Origin of the sequence: Rhodococcus sp. DMU2021 (assembly GCF_019641445.1) — a bacterium.
Taxonomy (GTDB): domain Bacteria; phylum Actinomycetota; class Actinomycetes; order Mycobacteriales; family Mycobacteriaceae; genus Rhodococcus; species Rhodococcus pyridinivorans.
Window position 1 is genome coordinate 269,183 of record NZ_JAIFKB010000003.1, and the last position, 19,951, is coordinate 289,133.

At 68.7% G+C, this 19,951-nt stretch carries 18 protein-coding genes and 1 other RNA gene; 10 read left to right on the forward strand and 9 right to left on the reverse strand.

The window, feature by feature from the left end; all coding sequences use genetic code 11:
- Positions 1 to 61: 61 nt before the first annotated feature.
- From glnA (K3M35_RS07230) to K3M35_RS07245, 4 genes are all read left to right on the forward strand, one after another.
- The gene (gene glnA, locus K3M35_RS07230) at positions 62 to 1,498 is read left to right on the forward strand and encodes a type I glutamate--ammonia ligase (protein WP_138843610.1); all 1,437 of its coding nucleotides are present in this window, start codon (positions 62 to 64) and stop codon (positions 1,496 to 1,498) included.
- Positions 1,499 to 1,713: 215 nt separating this feature from the next.
- Complete coding sequence (locus K3M35_RS07235; RefSeq protein WP_052040105.1) at positions 1,714 to 2,154, forward strand: Fur family transcriptional regulator; 441 nt, start codon at positions 1,714 to 1,716, stop codon at positions 2,152 to 2,154.
- Between the two features lie 37 nt (positions 2,155 to 2,191).
- Complete coding sequence (gene katG, locus K3M35_RS07240) at positions 2,192 to 4,375, forward strand: catalase/peroxidase HPI (protein ID WP_208635794.1); 2,184 nt, start codon at positions 2,192 to 2,194, stop codon at positions 4,373 to 4,375.
- Between the two features lie 247 nt (positions 4,376 to 4,622).
- Entirely contained in the window at positions 4,623 to 4,958 is a 336-nt protein-coding gene (locus K3M35_RS07245; RefSeq protein ID WP_248690309.1) for a hypothetical protein, read from the forward strand.
- Between the two features lie 7 nt (positions 4,959 to 4,965).
- On the opposite strand, the gene K3M35_RS07250 is transcribed toward K3M35_RS07245, so the two are convergent.
- The 3 genes from K3M35_RS07250 to K3M35_RS07260 form a co-directional block, all read right to left on the reverse strand.
- Positions 4,966 to 7,977 (reverse strand): bifunctional [glutamine synthetase] adenylyltransferase/[glutamine synthetase]-adenylyl-L-tyrosine phosphorylase, encoded by a 3,012-nt coding sequence (locus K3M35_RS07250; protein ID WP_138843612.1) that lies wholly within the window; start codon positions 7,975 to 7,977, stop codon positions 4,966 to 4,968.
- A 14-nt stretch (positions 7,978 to 7,991) separates the two neighbouring features.
- The gene (gene glnA, locus K3M35_RS07255) at positions 7,992 to 9,329 is read right to left on the reverse strand and encodes a type I glutamate--ammonia ligase (protein ID WP_006554416.1); all 1,338 of its coding nucleotides are present in this window, start codon (positions 9,327 to 9,329) and stop codon (positions 7,992 to 7,994) included.
- A gap of 85 nt (positions 9,330 to 9,414) precedes the next feature.
- Positions 9,415 to 10,965 carry an alpha/beta hydrolase gene (locus tag K3M35_RS07260; RefSeq protein WP_220666205.1) on the reverse strand — a complete coding sequence of 517 codons (1,551 nt, stop codon included), beginning with the start codon at positions 10,963 to 10,965 and terminating at the stop codon, positions 9,415 to 9,417.
- A gap of 185 nt (positions 10,966 to 11,150) precedes the next feature.
- Between K3M35_RS07260 and panB the strand changes: the two genes are divergently transcribed.
- The 3 genes from panB to pip all read left to right on the forward strand — a co-directional run bounded on the left by panB (position 11,151) and on the right by pip (position 13,552).
- Complete coding sequence (gene panB / locus K3M35_RS07265) at positions 11,151 to 12,011, forward strand: 3-methyl-2-oxobutanoate hydroxymethyltransferase (RefSeq protein ID WP_220666206.1); 861 nt, start codon at positions 11,151 to 11,153, stop codon at positions 12,009 to 12,011.
- Positions 12,012 to 12,130: 119 nt separating this feature from the next.
- Positions 12,131 to 12,589: a hypothetical protein gene (locus K3M35_RS07270; protein WP_019289796.1), complete on the forward strand. Its 459-nt coding sequence runs from the start codon at positions 12,131 to 12,133 to the stop codon at positions 12,587 to 12,589.
- A 51-nt stretch (positions 12,590 to 12,640) separates the two neighbouring features.
- Positions 12,641 to 13,552 carry a prolyl aminopeptidase gene (gene pip / locus K3M35_RS07275; RefSeq protein ID WP_052227279.1) on the forward strand — a complete coding sequence of 304 codons (912 nt, stop codon included), beginning with the start codon at positions 12,641 to 12,643 and terminating at the stop codon, positions 13,550 to 13,552.
- A gap of 6 nt (positions 13,553 to 13,558) precedes the next feature.
- Here pip and K3M35_RS07280 read toward each other — a convergent pair whose 3' ends face one another.
- The 4 genes from K3M35_RS07280 to rnpB all read right to left on the reverse strand — a co-directional run bounded on the left by K3M35_RS07280 (position 13,559) and on the right by rnpB (position 16,439).
- Positions 13,559 to 14,161 carry a CHAP domain-containing protein gene (locus tag K3M35_RS07280; protein ID WP_220666207.1) on the reverse strand — a complete coding sequence of 201 codons (603 nt, stop codon included), beginning with the start codon at positions 14,159 to 14,161 and terminating at the stop codon, positions 13,559 to 13,561.
- A complete protein-coding gene (locus K3M35_RS07285) occupies positions 14,151 to 15,560 on the reverse strand; it encodes an RNB domain-containing ribonuclease (RefSeq protein ID WP_220666208.1) in 1,410 nt (469 codons plus the stop codon). Before K3M35_RS07285 ends, K3M35_RS07280 begins: the two co-directional genes overlap by 11 nt.
- A 43-nt stretch (positions 15,561 to 15,603) precedes the next feature.
- Positions 15,604 to 15,786: a hypothetical protein gene (locus tag K3M35_RS07290; protein WP_006554424.1), complete on the reverse strand. Its 183-nt coding sequence runs from the start codon at positions 15,784 to 15,786 to the stop codon at positions 15,604 to 15,606.
- Between the two features lie 245 nt (positions 15,787 to 16,031).
- Positions 16,032 to 16,439: RNase P RNA component class A (gene rnpB / locus K3M35_RS07295), an RNA gene on the reverse strand.
- A gap of 55 nt (positions 16,440 to 16,494) precedes the next feature.
- Between rnpB and K3M35_RS07300 the strand changes: the two genes are divergently transcribed.
- From K3M35_RS07300 to K3M35_RS26080, 3 genes are all read left to right on the forward strand, one after another.
- Positions 16,495 to 17,016 carry a DUF1697 domain-containing protein gene (locus tag K3M35_RS07300; protein WP_019289801.1) on the forward strand — a complete coding sequence of 174 codons (522 nt, stop codon included), beginning with the start codon at positions 16,495 to 16,497 and terminating at the stop codon, positions 17,014 to 17,016.
- Between the two features lie 84 nt (positions 17,017 to 17,100).
- The gene (locus K3M35_RS07305) at positions 17,101 to 17,649 is read left to right on the forward strand and encodes a lipase family protein (protein WP_259443689.1); all 549 of its coding nucleotides are present in this window, start codon (positions 17,101 to 17,103) and stop codon (positions 17,647 to 17,649) included.
- Entirely contained in the window at positions 17,607 to 17,852 is a 246-nt protein-coding gene (locus K3M35_RS26080) for a lipase family protein (RefSeq protein WP_259443690.1), read from the forward strand. Before K3M35_RS07305 ends, K3M35_RS26080 begins: the two co-directional genes overlap by 43 nt.
- A gap of 133 nt (positions 17,853 to 17,985) precedes the next feature.
- Here K3M35_RS26080 and K3M35_RS07310 read toward each other — a convergent pair whose 3' ends face one another.
- Entirely contained in the window at positions 17,986 to 19,146 is a 1,161-nt protein-coding gene (locus K3M35_RS07310; RefSeq protein WP_220666209.1) for a bifunctional RNase H/acid phosphatase, read from the reverse strand.
- On the reverse strand, positions 19,143 to 19,880 hold the full coding sequence (locus K3M35_RS07315) for a zinc ribbon domain-containing protein (RefSeq protein ID WP_006554428.1): 738 nt from the start codon (positions 19,878 to 19,880) through the stop codon (positions 19,143 to 19,145). The genes K3M35_RS07310 and K3M35_RS07315 overlap by 4 nt, the downstream gene beginning before the upstream one ends.
- Between the last annotated feature and the right edge of the window lie 71 nt (positions 19,881 to 19,951).

A 19,951-nucleotide genomic window follows, 5' to 3' on the forward strand; every position in this document is an offset into this window, starting at 1 on the left:
ACGTCTGATCCGACGCAGGCGCCCAGCACCCATGGCGCGCACCGACTGAAGGAGCACAAGCGTGGCGTTCACCACGGCCGAAGAGGTCTTCAAGTTCATCGCGGAAGAGAACGTCGAATACGTCGACGTCCGCTTCAGCGACCTGCCCGGCATCGAGCAGCACTTCTCCATCCCGGCCAAGGCCTTCAACGAGGACGTGCTCGAGGACGGTCTGGCATTCGACGGTTCCTCGGTCCGTGGGTTCCAGTCGATCCACGAGTCCGACATGCTGCTGCTCCCCGACGTGACGACTGCGCGTCTGGATCCGTTCCGCGCCGCCAAGACGCTCAACATCAGCTTCTTCGTCCACGACCCCTTCACCCGCGAGTCCTACAGCCGCGACCCTCGCAACGTCGCGCGTAAGGCCGAGGAATATCTGATCAGCACCGGCATCGCCGACACCGCCTTCTTCGGCGCCGAGGCCGAGTTCTACATCTTCGACTCGATCGCCTACGACTCGAAGATGAACGGTGCCTTCTACGAGATCGACGCGATCTCCGGTTCCTGGAACACCGGCGCCGAGTACAACGCCGACGGCACCCCCAACCGCGGCTACAAGGTCCGGGCGAAGGGCGGCTACTTCCCCGTCGCGCCGTACGACCACTACGTCGACCTGCGCGATCAGATCGCCACCAACCTGTCCAACGCCGGCTTCGAACTCGAGCGCGGCCACCACGAGGTGGGCACCGGCGGTCAGGCCGAGATCAACTACAAGTTCAACACGCTGCTCGCCGCGGCCGACGACCTGCAGCTGTTCAAGTACATCGTCAAGAACACCGCGTGGCAGGCCGGCAAGACCGTCACCTTCATGCCGAAGCCGCTGTTCGGCGACAACGGGTCGGGCATGCACGTGCACCAGTCGCTGTGGAAGGACGGCAAGCCGCTGTTCCACGACGAGGCCGGCTACGCGGGCCTGTCGGATGTGGCCCGCTGGTACATCGGTGGCATCCTGCACCACGCGCCGTCGCTGCTCGCCTTCACCAACCCGACGATCAACTCGTACCACCGCCTGGTGCCGGGCTACGAGGCTCCGATCAACCTCGTGTACAGCCAGCGCAACCGTTCGGCCGCCGTGCGTATCCCGATCACGGGCAACAACCCGAAGGCCAAGCGCCTCGAGTTCCGCGCTCCCGACTCCTCGGGTAACCCTTACCTGAACTTCGCGGCGCAGATGATGGCCGGCCTCGACGGCATCAAGAACAAGATCGAGCCGCTCGCTCCGGTCGACAAGGACCTCTACGAGCTCCCGCCGGAGGAGGCCAAGAACATCCCGCAGGCCCCCACGAGCCTGTCGGCCGTGATCGACAACCTCGAGCGCGACCACGAGTACCTCACCGAGGGCGGTGTCTTCACCACCGACCTCATCGAGACCTGGATTTCGCTCAAGCGCGAGCAGGAGATCGCTCCGGTCAACCTGCGTCCGCACCCCTACGAGTTCCAGCTGTACTTCGACTGCTGAGTCGAGTCCGGTAAGAGAGGCCGTCCGTCCCTTCCGGGAGGGGCGGCCTCTCGCCTTGTCTGCGCCCTTCCGCTCCGGCATCCTCGCGCGCCGCACCGGGGTTCGCCCCTGCTGCAGCAGTAGCAAGCCCCGGTTCGGCGCGCGAGATGCGTTCGTTCGTCATCGAATCCGGCGAAATCGCGACCGGTTCCAGAAAAGTGGTCCATAGTGGGCACGTGCCCTCGACGCGGGATTTCTCCGAGCGGTTACGCGCGGCCGGTCTTCGCGTGACCCGACAGCGTCTGGCGGTGCTCGATGCGGCGCACGAGCACCCGCACGCCGATGCCGATCGCATCTTCGACGCGGTCGGCGCCGTCGTTCCCGGCATCGGTCGGCACACCGTGTACGACATCCTTCACGCACTCTCGGCACACGGCCTGCTCCGACGAATCCGGCCCGCAGGTTTCCACGCGCGGTACGAGGTGCGTGTCGGCGACAGTCATCACCACCTCGTCTGCCGGTCCTGCGCCGTGATCTCGGATGTCGACCACACCGTCGGTGACTCGCGTTGCCTGTCACCGGTGGACGACGCAGGTTTCGACGTCGACGAGGCCGACGTCGTCTTCTGGGGCCTGTGCCGCGACTGTTCGACAGACGATCCACGACAACAGCCCTGAATCGGTCCGATCGACCCTGATCCGGAAGGAAACCGCAGTGTCCGAAAGCGAAAACCCGGCAGTCCCCTCCCCCGAGCCGTCACCGCACCGGCCGAGGACCAATCAGGACTGGTGGCCGGACCAGCTGGATTTGACGGTCCTGCACCAGCATTCACCGCTGTCCAATCCGTTGGAACCCGACTTCGACTACTCGAAGGAAGTCGAATCCCTCGACGTCGAGGCGCTCCGTCAGGATCTGATCGACCTGATGACGGATTCCCAGGACTGGTGGCCGGCCGACTTCGGTCACTACGGGGGTCTGTTCATCCGTATGAGCTGGCACTCGGCCGGCACCTACCGCATCGCCGACGGTCGCGGTGGCGGCGGCAAGGGCGCGCAGCGGTTCGCTCCGCTCAACAGCTGGCCCGACAACGTCAGCCTCGACAAGGCCCGTCGTCTCCTGTGGCCGATCAAGCAGAAGTACGGCCGCAAGCTCTCCTGGGCCGACCTGCTGGTCTTCGCCGGCAACTGCGCCTACGAGTCGATGGGGTTCACGACGTTCGGCTTCGCGTTCGGCCGCGAGGACATCTGGGAGCCCGACGAGGTCTTCTGGGGCCCGGAGGACACCTGGCTCGGCGACGAACGCTACGCCGGTGAGCGCGAACTCCAGGGCCCACTGGGTGCCGTCCAGATGGGTCTGATCTACGTCAATCCCGAAGGCCCCAACGGCAACCCGGAGATCCTCGCGTCCGGACGCGACATCCGTGAGACGTTCGCCCGGATGGCGATGAACGACGTCGAGACGGCCGCGCTCATCGTCGGCGGTCACACCGTCGGCAAGACGCACGGTGCCGCTCCCGCCGACAATCTCGGTCCCGAACCCGAGGGTGCCCCGCTCGAACAGCAGGGTCTCGGCTGGAAGAACTCGTACGGCACCGGTGTCGGTGGCGACACGATCACCAGCGGTCTCGAGGTCACCTGGACGCCCACTCCGACCAAGTGGGACAACAGCTTCCTCGAGACGCTGTACGCCTACGAGTGGGAGAAGACCAAGAGCCCCGCCGGTGCGTGGCAGTGGACGCCGAAGGGCGGTGCCGGCGCGGACACCGTGCCCGACGCCCACGACCCGACGAAGAAGCACGCGCCGGGCATGCTCACCAGCGACCTCGCGTTGCGCTACGACCCCGTCTACGGCGAGATCACCCGGCGCTGGCTCGACCATCCCGAGGAACTCGAGCAGGAGTTCGCCAAGGCGTGGTTCAAGCTGCTGCACCGCGACATGGGTCCGATCTCGCGGTACCGGGGGCCGTGGATCCCGGAACCGCAGATCTGGCAGGACCCGGTGCCGGAGGTCGACCACGAGCTGATCGACGACAGCGACGCCGCCTCCCTCAAGGCGAAGATCCTCGACTCGGGAGCGACGATCCCGCAGCTCGTCGCCACCGCCTGGGCGTCGGCTGCGAGCTTCCGCGGCACCGACAAGCGCGGCGGCGCGAACGGCGCGCGCGTGCGGCTCGAGCCGCAGAAGAACTGGGAGGCCAACGAACCCGAACAGCTCGCACAGGTGCTGCAGATCCTCGAGGGCATCCAGCAGGACTTCAACGGCTCCGGCGGCAACAAGAAGGTCTCCCTGGCGGACCTGATCGTGCTCGCCGGTAACGCCGCGGTGGAGAAGGCCGCCAAGGATGCGGGACACGACATCACGGTTCCGTTCTCCCCCGGCCGCACCGATGCGACGCAGGAGTGGACCGACGTCGAGTCGTTCGAGGTGCTCGAGCCGAAGCACGACGGTTTCCGCAACTACCTGCGCGGCGGCGAGAAGCTCCCGCCCGAGAAGTTGTTCCTCGAGCGCGCCAACCTGCTGACGCTGACCGCTCCCGAGACGACGGTGCTCGTCGGCGGTCTGCGTGCGCTCGGCGCGAACCACGGCGGCAGCAAGCACGGGGTCTTCACCGACCGGCCGCAGACCCTGACGAACGACTTCTTCGTCAATCTGCTCGACATGGGGACCGAGTGGAAGGTCTCGCAGAACAGCGAGGGCGTCTACGAAGGACGCGCTCGGGGTTCGGACCAGGTCAAGTACACCGCGACCGCCGTCGACCTCGTCTTCGGGCACAACTCGCAGCTGCGGGCGCTCGCCGAGGTCTACGCGACCGACGATGCCGGCCCGAAGTTCGTCCACGATTTCGTCGCGGCCTGGACGAAGGTGATGAACCTGGATCGTTTCGATCCGAAGAAGTGACCGCGCCGGCGGTCCACGACCGCGCCTGACGCACCGTCCCGGAGCCACCCCTCGTATTCGGCGGGTGGCTCCGTCGTGTGCAGGGGGGTCGTGCGCAGGTCGGCCGAGCCGAAACCGACGGGACCGCCGTACTGCACACGGGTGTACCGTGAGGATACAGCTTTGGTGATGTTCGTCACGCCCGCTCGCGGGGGAGTGGATGCGACGTGGTCCGTATCCGAACGACAAGTCTCCTCGGGAGGCCACCATGCGTAGATCCCTCGTTTCAGCAGCATGCGCCGCCGTCATGCTGTCCTCCGTCCCTCTATCCGTCGCACTCGCGGGCACCGCAGCGGCGCAGACCGACATTTCTGTCGTCGGCATGTCGCAGGAGCAGGCACAGCACGTGCTCTCCGACGCGGGAGTCCCCTACATCATCCTCAACCGTTCCGGCAGCACCATGCAGAACTGCCGGGTGACCGAGCAACGCGACCGTGGCTACGACGTCGAGGTCGAGTACGACTGGGACCACGAGAACAAGGAGTGGGACAAGACCGAGGTCGAGGTCTGGCGAGGACTCGCACTCGTCGTCTTCTGCGACTGACGCTCGGCTAGTCCCAGAACACCCGCTCGACGACCGCCCGCGCACGACGCGTGACGCGCAGGTAGTGGTCGAGAAACTCCGACGCGTCCTCACCACGCCAACCCGTCACGCGGGCAACGGCTTCGAGCTGCCGTCCCGGCCCCGGGAGCTGGTCGGTCGGCTTGCCGCGGACGAGCACGAGACAGTTCCGCGCATCCGTCGCGGTGATCCATGCCGTGCGCAGGAGTTCGACGTCGGTCGCGCTGAGCAGCTCGGCGGCGCCGATGCCGCCGAGCGCCTCGAGCGTCGAGGTCGTGCGGAGCGCCGGGAGCCGGTAGGCGTGCTGGAGCTGCAGCAACTGCACGGTCCATTCGATGTCGGCGAGACCGCCCCGTCCGAGTTTGGTGTGGGTGGCCGGGTCGGCCCCGCGCGGCAGCCGCTCGGAATCCACGCGTGCCTTGATGCGCCGGATCTCGCGGACGGCCTCCTGCGAGACCCCACCCTCGGGATAGCGCACGTCGTCGATCATGTGCAGGAAGCGGGTGCCGAGCTCGCGGTCACCCGCGACGGCGTGTGCACGCAGCAGCGCCTGTACCTCCCACACCTCGGCCCACTGCGTGTAGTACGCCCGGTAGGAAGCGAACGTCCGGACGATGGGACCGCTGCGACCTTCCGGACGCAGATCCAGATCGACCTCGAGCGGTGGGTCGGTGCTCGGCGCGCCGAGCAGTCGCCGCACCTGCTCGGCGATGCTCGTGGCCCACTTGACCGCATCGGTCTCGTCGGCGTCCGGCAGCGGGTCGCACACGAACAGCACGTCCGCGTCGGATCCGTAGCCGAGTTCGCCACCTCCGAGCCGGCCCATCCCGATCACCGCGATACGCGCCGGCGCCGGTCCGCGGGACTGTTCCGAGCCCCGGATCACCGCGTCGAGCGCGGCTTCGAGGACACCCGCCCATACCGTGGACAACGCCCGGCACACCTGCGGCACGTCGAGCATGCCGAGGATGTCGGCGCTCGCGACGCGCGCGAGTTCGGCGCGGCGCAGCGAACGCGCGGCGGCGATGGCACGAGCGGGATCGGAGTAGCGCGACGACGATGCGACGAGGGCGCGCGCCACCTCGGGCGGGTTCGCCTCGAGCAGCCGCGGCCCGGTCGAGGCGTCGGCGTACAGGCGGATGACGTCGGGAGATTTCACCAGCAGGTCGGCGACATAGGCCGACGAGCCGAGAACCGTCATGAGGCGTTCGGCCACCGCCGGTTCGTCGCGCAGCACCCGCAGGAACCAGACGGTGTCGTAGAGCGCATCGGACAGCCGTCGATAGGCGAGCAGGCCGGCATCGGGATCGGTTGTCTCCCCGAGATATTCGAGCAACTGCGGGAGCAGCAGTGCCTGAATGCGCGCCTTGCGGGAGGCTCCCCCGGACAACGCCGCCAGATGTTCCATCGCGTGCTGCGGGGCGTTGTAGCCGAGCGCCGCGAGCTGACGGACCGCCGCGTCGGGCGACAGGCGCAGGGCTTCCTTGTCGAGCTTGCTCACCGAGTCGAGCAGCGGCCGGTAGAACAGGCGCGCGTGCAGTTTGCGGATCCGCGACGAGTTGCGCTTGATCTCCGATTCGAGAACGCCGAGCGCGTCCTTGCGTCCGTCCGGTCGCATGTGGGCGGCACGGGCGAGCCAGCGCAGCGCCTCGCGGTCCTCCGGGGGAGGCAGGGTATGGGTCCGCTTGAGCCTCTGCAACTGCAACCGGTGTTCGAGCAGGCGGAGGAATTCGTAGGACGCCCGCATGTTCGCCGCATCGTCGCGGCCTACATAGCCGCCGTCGGCGAGCGCGCACAGCGCTTCGACGGTGTTGGGGACGCGGAGCGACTCGTCGACGCGGCCGTGCACGAGTTGCAGCAACTGCACGGCGAATTCGACGTCGCGGAGGCTGCCGCGTCCGAGCTTGAGTTCGCGCTCGCGCAGTTCGGGCGGGACCATCTCCTCGACCCGGCGCCGCATCGCCTGCACATCGGGGACGAAGTCCTCGCGTTCGGAGGCGGTCCACACCATCGGGCTCATGGCGTCGATGTACCGGCGGCCGAGGTCGAGATCCCCGGTCATCGGTCGCGCCTTGAGCAGTGCCTGGAACTCCCAGGTCTTGGCCCACCGGTTGTAGTACGCGACATGGGATTCGAGGGTGCGGACGAGTTCGCCGCGCTTGCCCTCCGGGCGCAGCGCGGCATCGACCTCGAAGAACGCCGACGTGCCGATGCGCATCATCTCGCCGGCGATCCGGCTCGCCCGGGCATCGGCGGGTTCGGCGACGAACACGACGTCGACGTCGCTGACGTAGTTCAGTTCGCGCGCACCGCACTTGCCCATCGCGATGACGGCGAGGTCGATCGGGCACGGGCCGTCCGGAATCACCGTGGACACGGCCACCGCGAGCGCCGCGGTCAGCGCCGCATCGGCGAGGTCGGCGAGCAGCGCACCGACCTCGAGATAGGGCACCACCGGTTCGTTCTCGACCACCGCGGCGAGATCGGCGGCGGCGATCAGCATGAGCTGGTCGCGGTAGGTGGTCCGCAGCGCCGCGACCGCGTGTGGGCCGACGAGTCCGGCCCGGTGGATCAACCGGCCGGGCCGCCCGTCGGGCTCGGGCTCGGCGTCGACGCTGTCGAGCATCCGCGCCGTGAAGGTGTGCTTGTCGGGCAGCGCCGCGCTGCCCGCGAGCATCGTCCAGCGATCCGGATTGGCGACGACGTGGTCGCCGAGCGCCGACGACGCACCGAACAGCCCGAACAGCCGGCCGCGCAGGCCTGTGTCCGAGCGGAGCGCCGAGTCGAGGTCCGTCCAGTCGTCACCGAGCGCGTCGGCCAGTCGCACGAGAGTGCGCAACGCCAGATCCGCGTTCGGGGCACGGGACAGCGACCACAGCAGTTCGACGCTGTCGGCGTCGTTCCATCCGAGTCGAGCGAGTTCGGCAGGGGCGGTCGGCTCGACGAGGCCGAGCCGACCGGGGCCGGGAACTACCGAACGCGCGCTGGGCGGTCTCACCACGTTTCCATCGTCGCTTACAACCCCAGGTACTGCTCGAGTTCGAACGGGGTGACCTGGCTGCGGTAGTTCTCCCACTCCCGCCACTTGTTGCGCAGGAAGTAGTCGAAGACGTGCTCACCGAGGGTCTCGGCGACGAGTTCGGACTTCTCCATCTCGCGCAGCGCGATGTCGAGATCGGTGGGCAGTTCGCGGTAACCCATGGCGCGACGCTCGGCGGAGGTCAGCGACCACACGTCGTCCTCTGCCTCGGGTGCGAGCTCGTAACCCTTCTCGATGCCGCGCAGACCGGCCGCGAGCAACACCGCGAAGGTGAGGTAGGGATTGCACGCCGAGTCGGGGGTGCGGATCTCGACGCGCCGCGACGACGCCTTGTTCGGGGTGTACATCGGGACACGCACGAGCGCGGAGCGGTTGGACGGACCCCAGCAGGCGGCCGTCGGTGCCTCTCCCCCGTGCACGAGACGCTTGTACGAGTTGACCCACTGGTTGGTGACGGCGCTGATCTCGTTGGAGTGTTCGAGGATGCCGGCGATGAACGCCTTGCCGGTCGCCGAGAGCTGCAGCGGGTCGTCCGGGTCGTGGAAGGCGTTGGTCTCACCTTCGAACAGCGACATGTGGGTGTGCATCGCCGAACCGGCGTGGTCGCGGAAGGGCTTGGGCATGAAGGTGGCCCGCACGCCCTCCTGCATCGCGATCTCCTTGACCACGTAGCGGAAGGTCATGACGTTGTCGGCCATGGACAGCGCATCGGCGTAGCGCAGGTCGATCTCCTGCTGGCCCGGTGCGGTTTCGTGGTGGCTGAACTCCACCGAGATACCCATGGATTCGAGCGCGTCGATGGCGTGACGCCGGAAGTGCGGGGCGGAACGGTGCACCGACTGGTCGAAGTAGCCGCCGATGTCGGCCGGCACGGGTGCACTGCCCTCGGGGCCGTCCTCGACGAGGAAGAACTCGATCTCGGGGTGCACGTAGCAGCTGAACCCGAGATCGGAAGCCTTGTTGAGCTGACGCCTCAGCACGTGGCGGGGATCGGCCCAGCTCGGGGTGCCGCCGGGCATGGTGATGTCGCAGAACATCCGGGCCGAGTACTGGTGGCCCCGGTCGTCGCTCCAGGGCAGCACCTGGAAGGTGGTGGCGTCGGGACGCGCAACCATGTCGGCTTCGGAGATGCGGGAGAAGCCCTCGACGGCCGAGCCGTCGAAGCCGATGCCCTCCTCGAAGGCCCCTTCGAGTTCGGCAGGCGCGATCGCCACCGACTTGAGAGTGCCGACGACGTCGGTGAACCACAGACGCACGAACCGAATGTCGCGCTCTTCGAGGGTGCGGAGCACGAACTCCTTCTGGCGATCCATACCCGCGAGACTAGGCACAATCCGTTAATTCCGTGTTACATCGGCAGGCGCATCCGGATGGCGTGTCGCTCACACGCCCCTCCGGTCAACAGCGAGGATCCCGCGCGGGCACCTCGAGATCCACCAGATAGCTGGTCACAGCGGTGTCCACGCACTCGTTGCCGTCCAGGGCGACGGTGTGCTGCGTTCCCTCGAAGGTCACCAGGACACCACCGAGCCGGGCGGCGAGTTCGACCCCCGCGTCGTAGGGGGTCGCGGGATCCCCGGTCGTCGAGACCACGAGCACGGGCGGCAGCTCGCGAACGTCGGGAGTGTGCGGTTCCCCGGTGGCCGGGACCGGCCAGAAGGCACAGACGTCGAGGGCCGCCGATCCGGTGCCGCGGCCGTCGTCGAGGAAGGGTGCGGCCGCGCGGAACCGCGTGTCGAGTTCGCCCGCGAGCGCCCGGTCGGTCACCGGTGGGTCGTCCACGCACCGGATCGCGTTGAAAGCGTCGGTGATGTTGCTGTAGGTGCCGTCCTCGCCGCGCCCTTCGTAGAGATCGGCGAGCCGCAACAGGGTGTCGCCGGTGCCGGTGGTCGCGAGCGCCTCCAGCCCACCGCGCAGCGAACCCCACAGGGTCGGCGAATACAGGCCCTGCTGCACACCGGTGATGGCGTCGCGGTGGCTCAGTCCGCGCGGATCGGTGGTCGGTGCCGGAGCGTCGAGCAGCGGGTCGACGAGCCCCCGGAACCGCTCGGCGGCCCGGGCCGGATCGGTCCCGAGCGGGCACCCCGCGTACTGTGCGCAGTACGCCGCGAACTCGTCGAAGGCCTTCTGGAAGCCCACGGCCTGCAGCACGATCTCCTCGACCGGGTCCTGCTCCGGATCGATCGCACCGTCGAGCACCATCGCCCGCACCCGGCCCGGGAAGGCCTCGGCATAGAGGGTGCCGAGCCGGGTGCCGTAGGAGTAGCCGAGATAGGTCAGCGCGTCGTCCCCGAGGACCCCGCGGAGGACGTCCATGTCCTGCACGACCTCGCGCGTGCCGAGGTGCGCGAGCAGATCCGTGCCGTTGCGTTCGGCGCACAGCTCCGCGTACTCCTGATTGCGCTTCTCCGTCGCGGCGATGCCCTCAGGGCTCGTGTCCCCGTCGTCCACAGCACGGTCGGCGTCGAACTCGGCGTCGGTGAGGCAGCGGACCGCCGGTTCGGACGATCCGACACCGCGGGGGTCGAAGCCGACCACGTCGAAGCGGTCGGCGAGGACGGTGCCGTCGGCCGCGAGCGCGGTGGACAGTCCCGAGGCGCCCGGGCCGCCGGGGTTGACCAGCAGGGAACCGATCCGGTCGCCGCCGGCGGGCAGTCGCGACACCGCGAGGGTGATCACCTCACCGTCCGGGTCCTCGTAGTCGAGGGGGACCTCGATGCGTGCGCACTCCACACCCTGCCGCACCATCATCGGCCCGTCGGCGTCGTACGGCCCGCACGACTCCCAGTCGACGTCCTGCTCATAGAACCGTTCGAGGCCCGGAACCACTCCGACCGCCGACGGCTGTCGTTGTTCCTGCGCGGTGTCACCGCACGCGGTCGCCGCGGCAGCGGCCACGAGCGCCAGGACGGACAGACGACGGATGCGCGCGCGAGCAGGGTGGGGCACGATCCGATCGTGCCATGCCCCGGTCGGCCTGCAGCGACACGACCTGCACTCTCTTCCGAGCGGTCGTTCGGTGTGACGAATCGCACCGCTGCGCGGCCTTCGCGCTCTCCGGGCCGAGTGGCATACTGAGACAGTCATCACCCGACCCGGGGACCCCGAGGGCCTCGAGGAAGAAAGGGACAGTGATGTCCGACAACGTGACGTCCGTATACGGCGGCGCGGCCTCCGCTGCAGCCCCTGCCGACATCCCCAAGCGCAAGACACGAGTCCATCACCTGCAGGCGATGAAGGCCGAAGGTCGCCGCTGGGCAGAGTTGACGGCCTACGACTACTCCTCCGCCCGCGTCTTCGAGGAGGCGGGTATCCCCGTCCTGCTCGTGGGCGATTCCGCAGCCAACGTCGTCTACGGCTACGACACCACGGTGCCCGTGACCGTCGACGAACTCCTCCCCCTCGTCCGCGGCGTCGTGCGCGGTGCTCCGCACGCGCTCGTCGTCGCCGACCTGCCGTTCGGCTCGTACGAGGCCTCGCCTGAACAGGCCCTCGCCACGGCCGTGCGGTTCATGAAGGAGGGCGGCGCCCACGCGGTGAAGCTCGAGGGTGGCGAGCGGATGGCTCCGCAGATCGCCGCGATCACCGCCGCCGGCATCCCCGTGCAGGCACACATCGGCTTCACCCCGCAGTCCGTGAACACACTCGGCGGGTTCCGGGTGCAGGGCCGCGGCGACGGCGCCGAGCAGCTCGTCGCCGACGCGATCGCCGTCCAGGAGGCAGGCGCCTTCTCCGTCGTGATGGAGATGGTGCCGGCCGACCTGGCCGGGCAGGTCACCCGCAAGCTGAGCATCCCGACCGTCGGCATCGGCGCCGGCAACGAGTGCGACGCCCAGGTCCTCGTCTGGCAGGACATGGCCGGCTACACGAGCGGGAAGACCGCGAAGTTCGTCAAGAAGTTCGGACAGGTGGGCGACGAACTGCGCCGCGCCGCAACACAGTACGCAGCAGAGGTCGGGCAGGGCACCTTCCCGGGGCCCGAGCACTCCTTCTGAGGATCTGCGACGACGGGCACCATCGACGAGTTCGGTGGTGCCCGTCGCATTCTTCGGGCACCTTCCGGATCGGTGGCAGACTCGACGACGACCCGACCGTACGAAACCACGAGGTGTCCATGCAGCTCCGCTTCAGTCTCGTCCCCGCCGTCACCGCCGCACTGGCCGGTGTTCTCGTCGGCTGCGCACCGGCTCAGGATCCGGCACCCAGCGGAACGTCGACCGACGCCACGGTCGAGACGTCGCGGTCGACGGAGCCCACGCGTTCGCCGTCCGCGGCAGGCTCACCCTCGGAAGCCGGAGCCGGGGGCTTCACCGAAGCGCAGACCGCCGACCTGTGTGCTCGTCTCGAAGGTCAGTTGTCGAACTGGCGCACCTACACCCCGTCGGTGGGTCGCGGCGGCCTCAACATCCTCGTCGGTGAATGGGGTGCGGCGAACGGTGTCGATCTCGTCGTGCTCGCGGGCGACCGGGGCCGCATCGACGCGGCGACCTCCTCGCAGTGCCCGCAGGTGCGCGAGGAGGCCCTGCGCGGCCTCGACATTCCCGATCTCGCGTCGGGTCTCGTCGGGTTCTGACCCGTGGAGCGACGCGAACTGTATCCGCCGATCGAGCCGCACGAGACGGGCATGCTCGACGTCGGTGACGGCCAGCAGCTGTACTGGGAGGTCAGCGGTAACCCGCAGGGCAAGCCCGTGGTCTTCCTCCACGGTGGTCCGGGTGGCGGCACCGCACCCCTGCACCGGCGCTTCTTCGATCCGGGCGCCTACCGGATCGTGTTGTTCGACCAGCGCGGCTGCGGCCGGTCGCAGCCCCACGTGGCCGACGGCGCCGATCTGTCGGTCAACACCACCGACCATCTGGTCGCCGACATCGAGCGGCTGCGCACCTTCCTCGGTGTGGACCGGTGGATGGTCTTCGGCGGGTCGTGGGGCTCGACGCTCGCCCTCGCCTACGCCCAGCGGCACCCCGAGCACGTCACCGAACTCGTCCTGCGCGGGATCTTCCTGCTGCGCCGCAGCGAGATCGACTGGTACTACAACGGCGGCGCCGGGCAGCTGTTCCCTGAGGCGTGGGAAGGATTCTGTGCCCCGCTCGCCACCACTGGGCCCGGCGAGCATCCCGTGGACGTCTACCACCGCCTGCTGCACTCGACCGATCCGGACGTCGCCCTGAACGCGGCGATCGCGTGGTCCACCTGGGAGGGCGCCACGAGTTCACTGCTGCCGAACCCGGATCGCGTCGCGGAGACGGCCGAACCCCGGTTCGCGTTGGCCTTCGCTCGTATCGAGAACCACTACTTCCACCACCGTGGCTTCTTCGACGAGGGGGCACTCCTGCGCGACGCGCATCTGCTGCGCGACATCCCGGGCGTGATTGTGCAGGGCCGCTACGACGTGGTGTGCCCGACGCGCAGCGCGCACGACCTGCACGAGGCGTGGCCGTTCTCCCGCCTGCACATCGTCGACGACGCGGGCCATGCGGCGACCGAACCGGGAATCGTGCACCGGCTCGTCGAGGCCACCGACACCTTCCGCTGACCCGGATCAGCCCGGCAACCGCCCGAAGCCGACCACGGCGTCGTCCCCGGTCACGTCGAGTTCGTGGACGCGGATGCGGCCCATCTCGTTTCCGCCGACGGTGATCGCGGAATCACCGTCGACGGCGACGACGATGTTCGTGTGCTCGCGCTGACCGACACCGATCCTGTTGTGGTACAGCACCACATCGCCGACCTCCGGCCGGTACCCCGTGCCCGCTGGTTCGTAGCGGTCGGCTTGCTCGTAGAACTCACCGAGCGTGAACACGCCGGGGATCCGCCAGTGGCCCGAATGCGGATTGGACAGCGGCACACCGGCTTCCCGCATGATCCAGCTGACGAAGTCGGCGCACCACGGTTCGCGGACACCCTCCGAGTAGAACGTGCCGGGATTCTGCGCCTCGTGCTGCTCCTCGAGCAGTTCGACGATCCGCACCTGCGTCGGTGTCAACGCCGACGTGTCGATCTCGGGGAACGACGCACTGTCCCAGGGGAACAGCCGGTTCGGCAGGATCCACCACACGAGCACCGCGAGCGCCGCGCACAACGCGACCGCGACGGCGAGGACGGCAGCGACCGGACGTCGCCGCCGCGTGGTCTCACCGGTCATGGCCGAAGCGGATCTTGCGGGCCTGCGGGTCGGCGAGGGTGAGCCGCACCCGCACGGTGCTGCCCTCCTCGGGTGCCCCGCCGCACGGGCCGATGACGGTCTCGGAGGCGACGAACACCTCGGCGTCATGCCGGTCGGTGGCTTCCTTCAGCACCGTCGCCTCGAAGGTCTCTCCCACTCGCGGCGCGAGCACGACGGCCTCGGCCAGGTCGATGCACGCCCGGTTCACCTTGCCGGCGAGCGAATCGGTCGACGACATGATCTTCGGCATCGCAGCCAGTGCGGTGCGGACCTCGTTCGGGACGTCCCGGCCCGACGACACCGCGAGGCACACCTCGGTGGCGTACCGGTCGGACAACCGGCGCAGCGGCGCGGTGACGTGCGCGTAGGGCGCACCGATCGCGCCGTGCAGGATCGTCTCGGGCAGGTCACCGTCGAAGGCCGCGTAGGACGCACCGCGCAGCAGTGTCGGCGCTTCGCTCATCAGCACGAGCGTCTTCGGGTCGTTGGCGTCGAGCGAGGCGAGGAAGGCACCGACACCCAGCCCCGTCGGCCACGGCATGTCGAGCGACCGCGCGGTGCGGCGCAGAGCATCGACCGCGGCGGGATCGGTGGGTGGGAGCGTGCGCAGCAGCCCGACCCGCGCGCCGATCATGATCTGCGCGGCGCACATCCCGGTGAGCAGCGAGATCTCGGAGTTCCACTCGTCGGCCTCGGTGCGCGGTTCGATCTGCAGCGTCCAGCCGTCGCCGTCCTGCACGACGTCCTGCGTGGGCAGGCGCAGTTCGATCGCTCCACGGGCGAGCGCTGCGGCCTCCCGCAACCGCCCGAAATCGGGCAACGCCTCGACGGACGGATGCAACCGGCCCGCGTCGGCGTCGCGTTGCACTCCGGCGTAGTGCATACGTGCGACCGATTGGACGCGGGCACGACGCACGCTCACCGCGACGGGCTCGGCGCGGTGGTCGGTCTCGATGCGCCACAACACCGCCGGACGGACGGCGTCCGGCAGCAGGCTCGCGGTGCCCTCGGACAGCTCGCGCGGATGCAACGGCACCGAGCCGTCGGGCAGGTAGTAGGTCTGCCCGCGGCGGTGCGTCTCGGCGTCCAGTGCGCCACTCGGTTCGACGAGTGCGTACACGTCGGCGATCGCATAGTGCAGCACGAAGCCGTCGTCAGTGCGTTCGAGGTGCAGCGCCTGGTCGAGATCCATCGACCCGAGTGGGTCGATGGTCACGAGAGGCAGATCGGTGCGGTCCTCACGTACGTCCGCGAAGCGGTCGCCCGCCCGCCGCGCCTCGGCGAGGGCCTCCGGCGCGAACTCGTCGACGAGGTCGAACTCGGCGCGCACGTCGGCGAAGTCGATCGCGGGCGCGACGACGATGGGAGTGGTCACCACGATGCTCGTGAACTCCTGGTGGTTCGGGTGCTCGTCGTCGGACTCAGCCGTTCTTCCAGTCGTCATCGGCGGCGTCGGCCGCCTTGTTCCGTTCTGCCGCGATCTCCAGCGCCCGCTGAGCGGTCTCCCTGTCCGGATAGGGACCCATGCGGTTGAGGGCGTGCGGATCCTTGCCCTGGGAGACCTTCCCAGTGCGCACGTCGTAGTACCAGCCGTCGTCGCTCATGGTCTCAGTGTGCCCGAATCGCATCTGTCTGTACGGACAACCCGACGGTTGGCGTGGCGCGGTACTGTCGGGCCGCACGCATGTGCTCGACGTCCGAACGAAGGAGCAAGCAATGTCCTACATCCTCTACGACGCGTTGCTGCCCTGGCTGGGTCCGGATGCGGCCTCCTACTGGGCGCACCTGCTGGTCATCTATCCGATCTGACCCGACCGGTAGCAACGCGGTGGGATCGGGAGACGCCGGGCGAACGAGCCGGCCTGTAAGCCGGATCCTGTCCCCCGCCGAAACGGGGTGGCGACCATCCATCTGGGCACACCGTCGCCGGGTACCTCGAGCGGTTCACCCGCAGGCTCGGGCGAGCAGCCCTCGAACACCTGCGCAGCCGCACCGCACGCGGTGCGACCTTCAACCTTGCTCCGGGCGGGGTTTACCTAGCCGCCCCGGTCACCCGGGGCGCTGGTGCGCTCTTACCGCACCCTTTCACCCTTACCTGCCGTACGGCAGGCGGTTTGCTTTCTGTGGCACTGTCCCGCGAGTCACCTCGGGTTGCCGTTAGCAACCGCCCTGCTCTGTGGAGTCCGGACTTTCCTCGATTCAGGGCCTGGCACCATCCGGTACCGGTTCCCTGCTCCGCGGCCGCCCGGCCGACTCGTTCGCTCGACCAGACTATCCCGCGGCGTATCGGCGCCGCCAACTACGGTGCACTCATGACGCGACTCGTGGCCCTGCTCCGCGGAATCAACGTCGGCGGCATCCGCATCCGGATGGCCGATCTGAAGAAGGTCTTCGTCGGCCTCGGCTTCGAGAACGTCCGCACCGTACTCGCGTCCGGCAACGTGCTCTTCGACTCCGAGGACGACCCCGCCACCGCGAAGGCCCGGATCGAGGCCGCACTCACCGAGCGGTTCGGTTACGAGGCCTACACCTTCGTCGTCGAGCAGTCGTATCTCGCGCGGGTCGTCGAGGCGTATCCCTTCGACGACGCACGCGCCGACCGGCATTCGTACGTCGTGTTCGTCTCCGATCCCGCCGTACTCGAATCGCTGGCCGCCCTGTCGGACGATCTCGATCCGAATCTCGAGTGCATCGAGGTAGGCAAGAGGGTCCTCTACTGGCAGGTCGTGAAGGGCTCGACGCTCGACAGTGCCGTGGGGAAACAGTCGGGTTCGGCCCGGAACAAGGCGACGACGACCGTCCGGAACCTCAACACGCTGCGTCGACTGGCCTGACAGGGCACGTCGCCGGCCATCGCACCTGCGTACAGACTGCAGGTAGCGTCCCTCCTCGACATTCGGCCCGCCGGAAGGTCCAGGATGCGCAGACGCACCGGAGCATTCGCCTCGATCGCCGCGGCTGCACTCCTCGCGACCACACCGACGGTGGAGACCGCCGAGTCCGATACCGACTTCTACACGTCCCCCCGGGCCTTCGAGACGGCGCCGCTCGGCGACGTCCTGCGCACCGCATCGTCGGTCGCCGCCGTCGTCCCGAAAACCCCGGCCGTCCTCGACGCGGCCGTCACCCGCGTGATGTACCGCAGCGGTCTCGACCCCGACGACCCGATCGCGTTCTGGGGATATTCGCAGGGCGGCATGGCATCCGCCTCGGCCGCCGAACTCGCCGCCACGTACGCCCCCGAACTGTCGGTGGTCGGCGCCGTGGCCGGTTCACCGCCCGCCGACCTGGGCGACCTCGCCGTGGCCGGCGACGGATCCCTCCTCTCCGGCGGGATCGGCTGGGTCGTCGACGGTTTCATCTCGGCGACGAGCCGTGGGCGTCGCTGGTCGTCGAGCAGCAACTCAGCAACCGCGCCCCGGCAATGCCGGTCTTCGTGGCGCAGAGCACGGGCGACGACTTCGTGATCGTCCAAGGGGTCGACCCCATGGTCGACAAGTGGTGCTCGGCCGGCGCCGACGTCACCTACCGCCGCTACGACGTCGGACCCGTTCTGACGAAGACCGGGACGGGCCATCTGATCGGCATGTTCCCGGCCGTCGTCGAAGGCCTCGACTGGCTCGATCAGCGGTTCTCCGGCCGGGAATCCCAGTCCGGCTGCACCGCCTGACATCCCGCCGGAAGAATTTCTCGGGACCGTGTAACACCCTCGGTCGGCCGACAGATAGACCTGATGAGTGGCCGCGCAGGCAACCCCCCGACATGTCTGCGCGGCCACTTGTCGTTTCGCGACCGCTACGGGTTCACAGGTGCGAGGTGTCGTTGACGAGCCGCACGGACGAGCCGCCGTCCGCGTAGAACTCGGCGATGCTGAGCGACGCGAGATCCAGGTGCAGGCGGTACAGCAGCGACGGGCCGGACTCGAGCGCCATCTGCAGGAACGTCTTGATGGGCGTGACGTGCGAGACGACCAGCACGGTCGAGCCGGCGTAGTCGGTCAGCAGGTCGTCGCGCACCGAGGCGATCCGCTTGGCGACCTCGTCGAAGCTCTCGCCGTTCGGGGGTCGCACGGAGGTGTCGCCGAGCCAGCGGCGGTGCAGTTCGGGATCGCGACGCGCGGCCTCGGCGAAGGTGAGACCCTCCCAGTCGCCGAAATCCGTCTCGATCAGCCCGTCGTGCACCGTCACCGGGAGATCGAGGGCGTCGGCGGCCGCAGCGGCCGTCTCCCGCGCTCGCCCCAGCGGTGACGCCAGCACGGCGGTGATCCCGCCGCGGGCACCGAGTCGCCGGGCCGCGGCGACCGCCTGGTCGCGACCGAGTTCGGTCAGCTCCGGGTTGCCCCGCCCCGAGTAGCGACGCTCGACCGACAGCGAGGTCTGCCCGTGACGCAGCAGCAGAAGACGGGTCGGTGACCCGACCGCACCGGTCCAGCCGGGTGAAGGCGGCACTGCCGGATCGGGCACAGGCACGGCCGGCGGGGTGGCGACGTTCTCGGTCCCCGCATTCGACGGCGCCACGGGACGCGTCACAGTGTCGGACGCGACGTCCAGCAGCGCTTCGGCGGCCGCGTCCATCGCGGCGTTGGCCAGCCGGTCGGCGTGGGCGTTCTCCGCACGCGGGATCCACGTGAAGTCGACACTGCGGAACCCGCCGGCCAGCTCACGTGCCTGCGCGGCCAGCGGGATCATGTCGACATGTTTGACCTGCCACCGTCCGCTCATCTGCTCGACGACGAGCTTGGAATCCATGCGGACGTGCACCTCGTCGGCGCCGAGCTCGGCGGCGGCCGTGAGACCGGCGATCAGACCCTTGTACTCGGCGACGTTGTTCGTCGCGCGCCCGATGCTCGCCTGGCGTTCGGCGAGGACGGTCCGATGGTCGGCATCGAAGACCACGGCACCGTAACCGGCCGGTCCGGGATTCCCGCGAGAACCACCGTCCGCTTCGACGACGACCGTCGTCACAGTCCGGATTCCTTGGTGCGGACCAGGATCGCGTCGCACTCCGGGCACCGGACGAGCAGATCGGCGGGTGCGGCGGCGATCCGGGCGATCTCACCGCGGTCCAGTTCGAGACGGCACGCGCCGCAGCGGCGGGCCTGCAGCAGTGCGGCGCCGATGCCGGACTTCTCGCGCTGCTTCTCGTAGAGCGTCACCAGTTCCGTAGGGAAGACGGCGAGCAGTGCCTCGCGGTCGCTGCGGCACCGCTGCTCGGCCACCTCGATGTCGGCGAGCGCCTCGTCGCGGGCCCGGACGGCGTCGCCGAGCTGGTCGTCGACCTGCGAGACCCGCGCACCGGCGTGGTCGTGGTCGGCCTTCGACGCCTCACGACGCTCCATGACCTCGAGCAGGTCGTCCTCGAGTGCCGCCTGGCGACGCTCGAGGCTGGTGAGCTCGTGCTGCAGTTCGGTGAGCTGCTTCGATCCCACCGAGCCGCTCTGGAGCATCGACCGGTCGCGGTCGGCGCGCATGCGCACGGCCTCGATCTCGCCCTCGAGCTTCCGGATGTCCCGGTCGAGGTCGTCGAGGATGATCTCGACGGCCACCGCGGCGTCCTTGCGCGCGTTGCGCTCGGTCTGCAGGCGGTCCACCTCCTGCTGTTCGGGCAGTGTCCGACGGCGATGCGCGAGGCGGTTCAGCTCTGCGTCCACGGCGGCGAGGGACAGCAGCTTGGCCTGCACGGTGGGTTCGACGTTCACTCGGGTGGTTCCTGCTTTCGATGGTGTGTCGGTGGACCGGGAGTCGGCGGCCACGCGGGACGTGTCGTAGC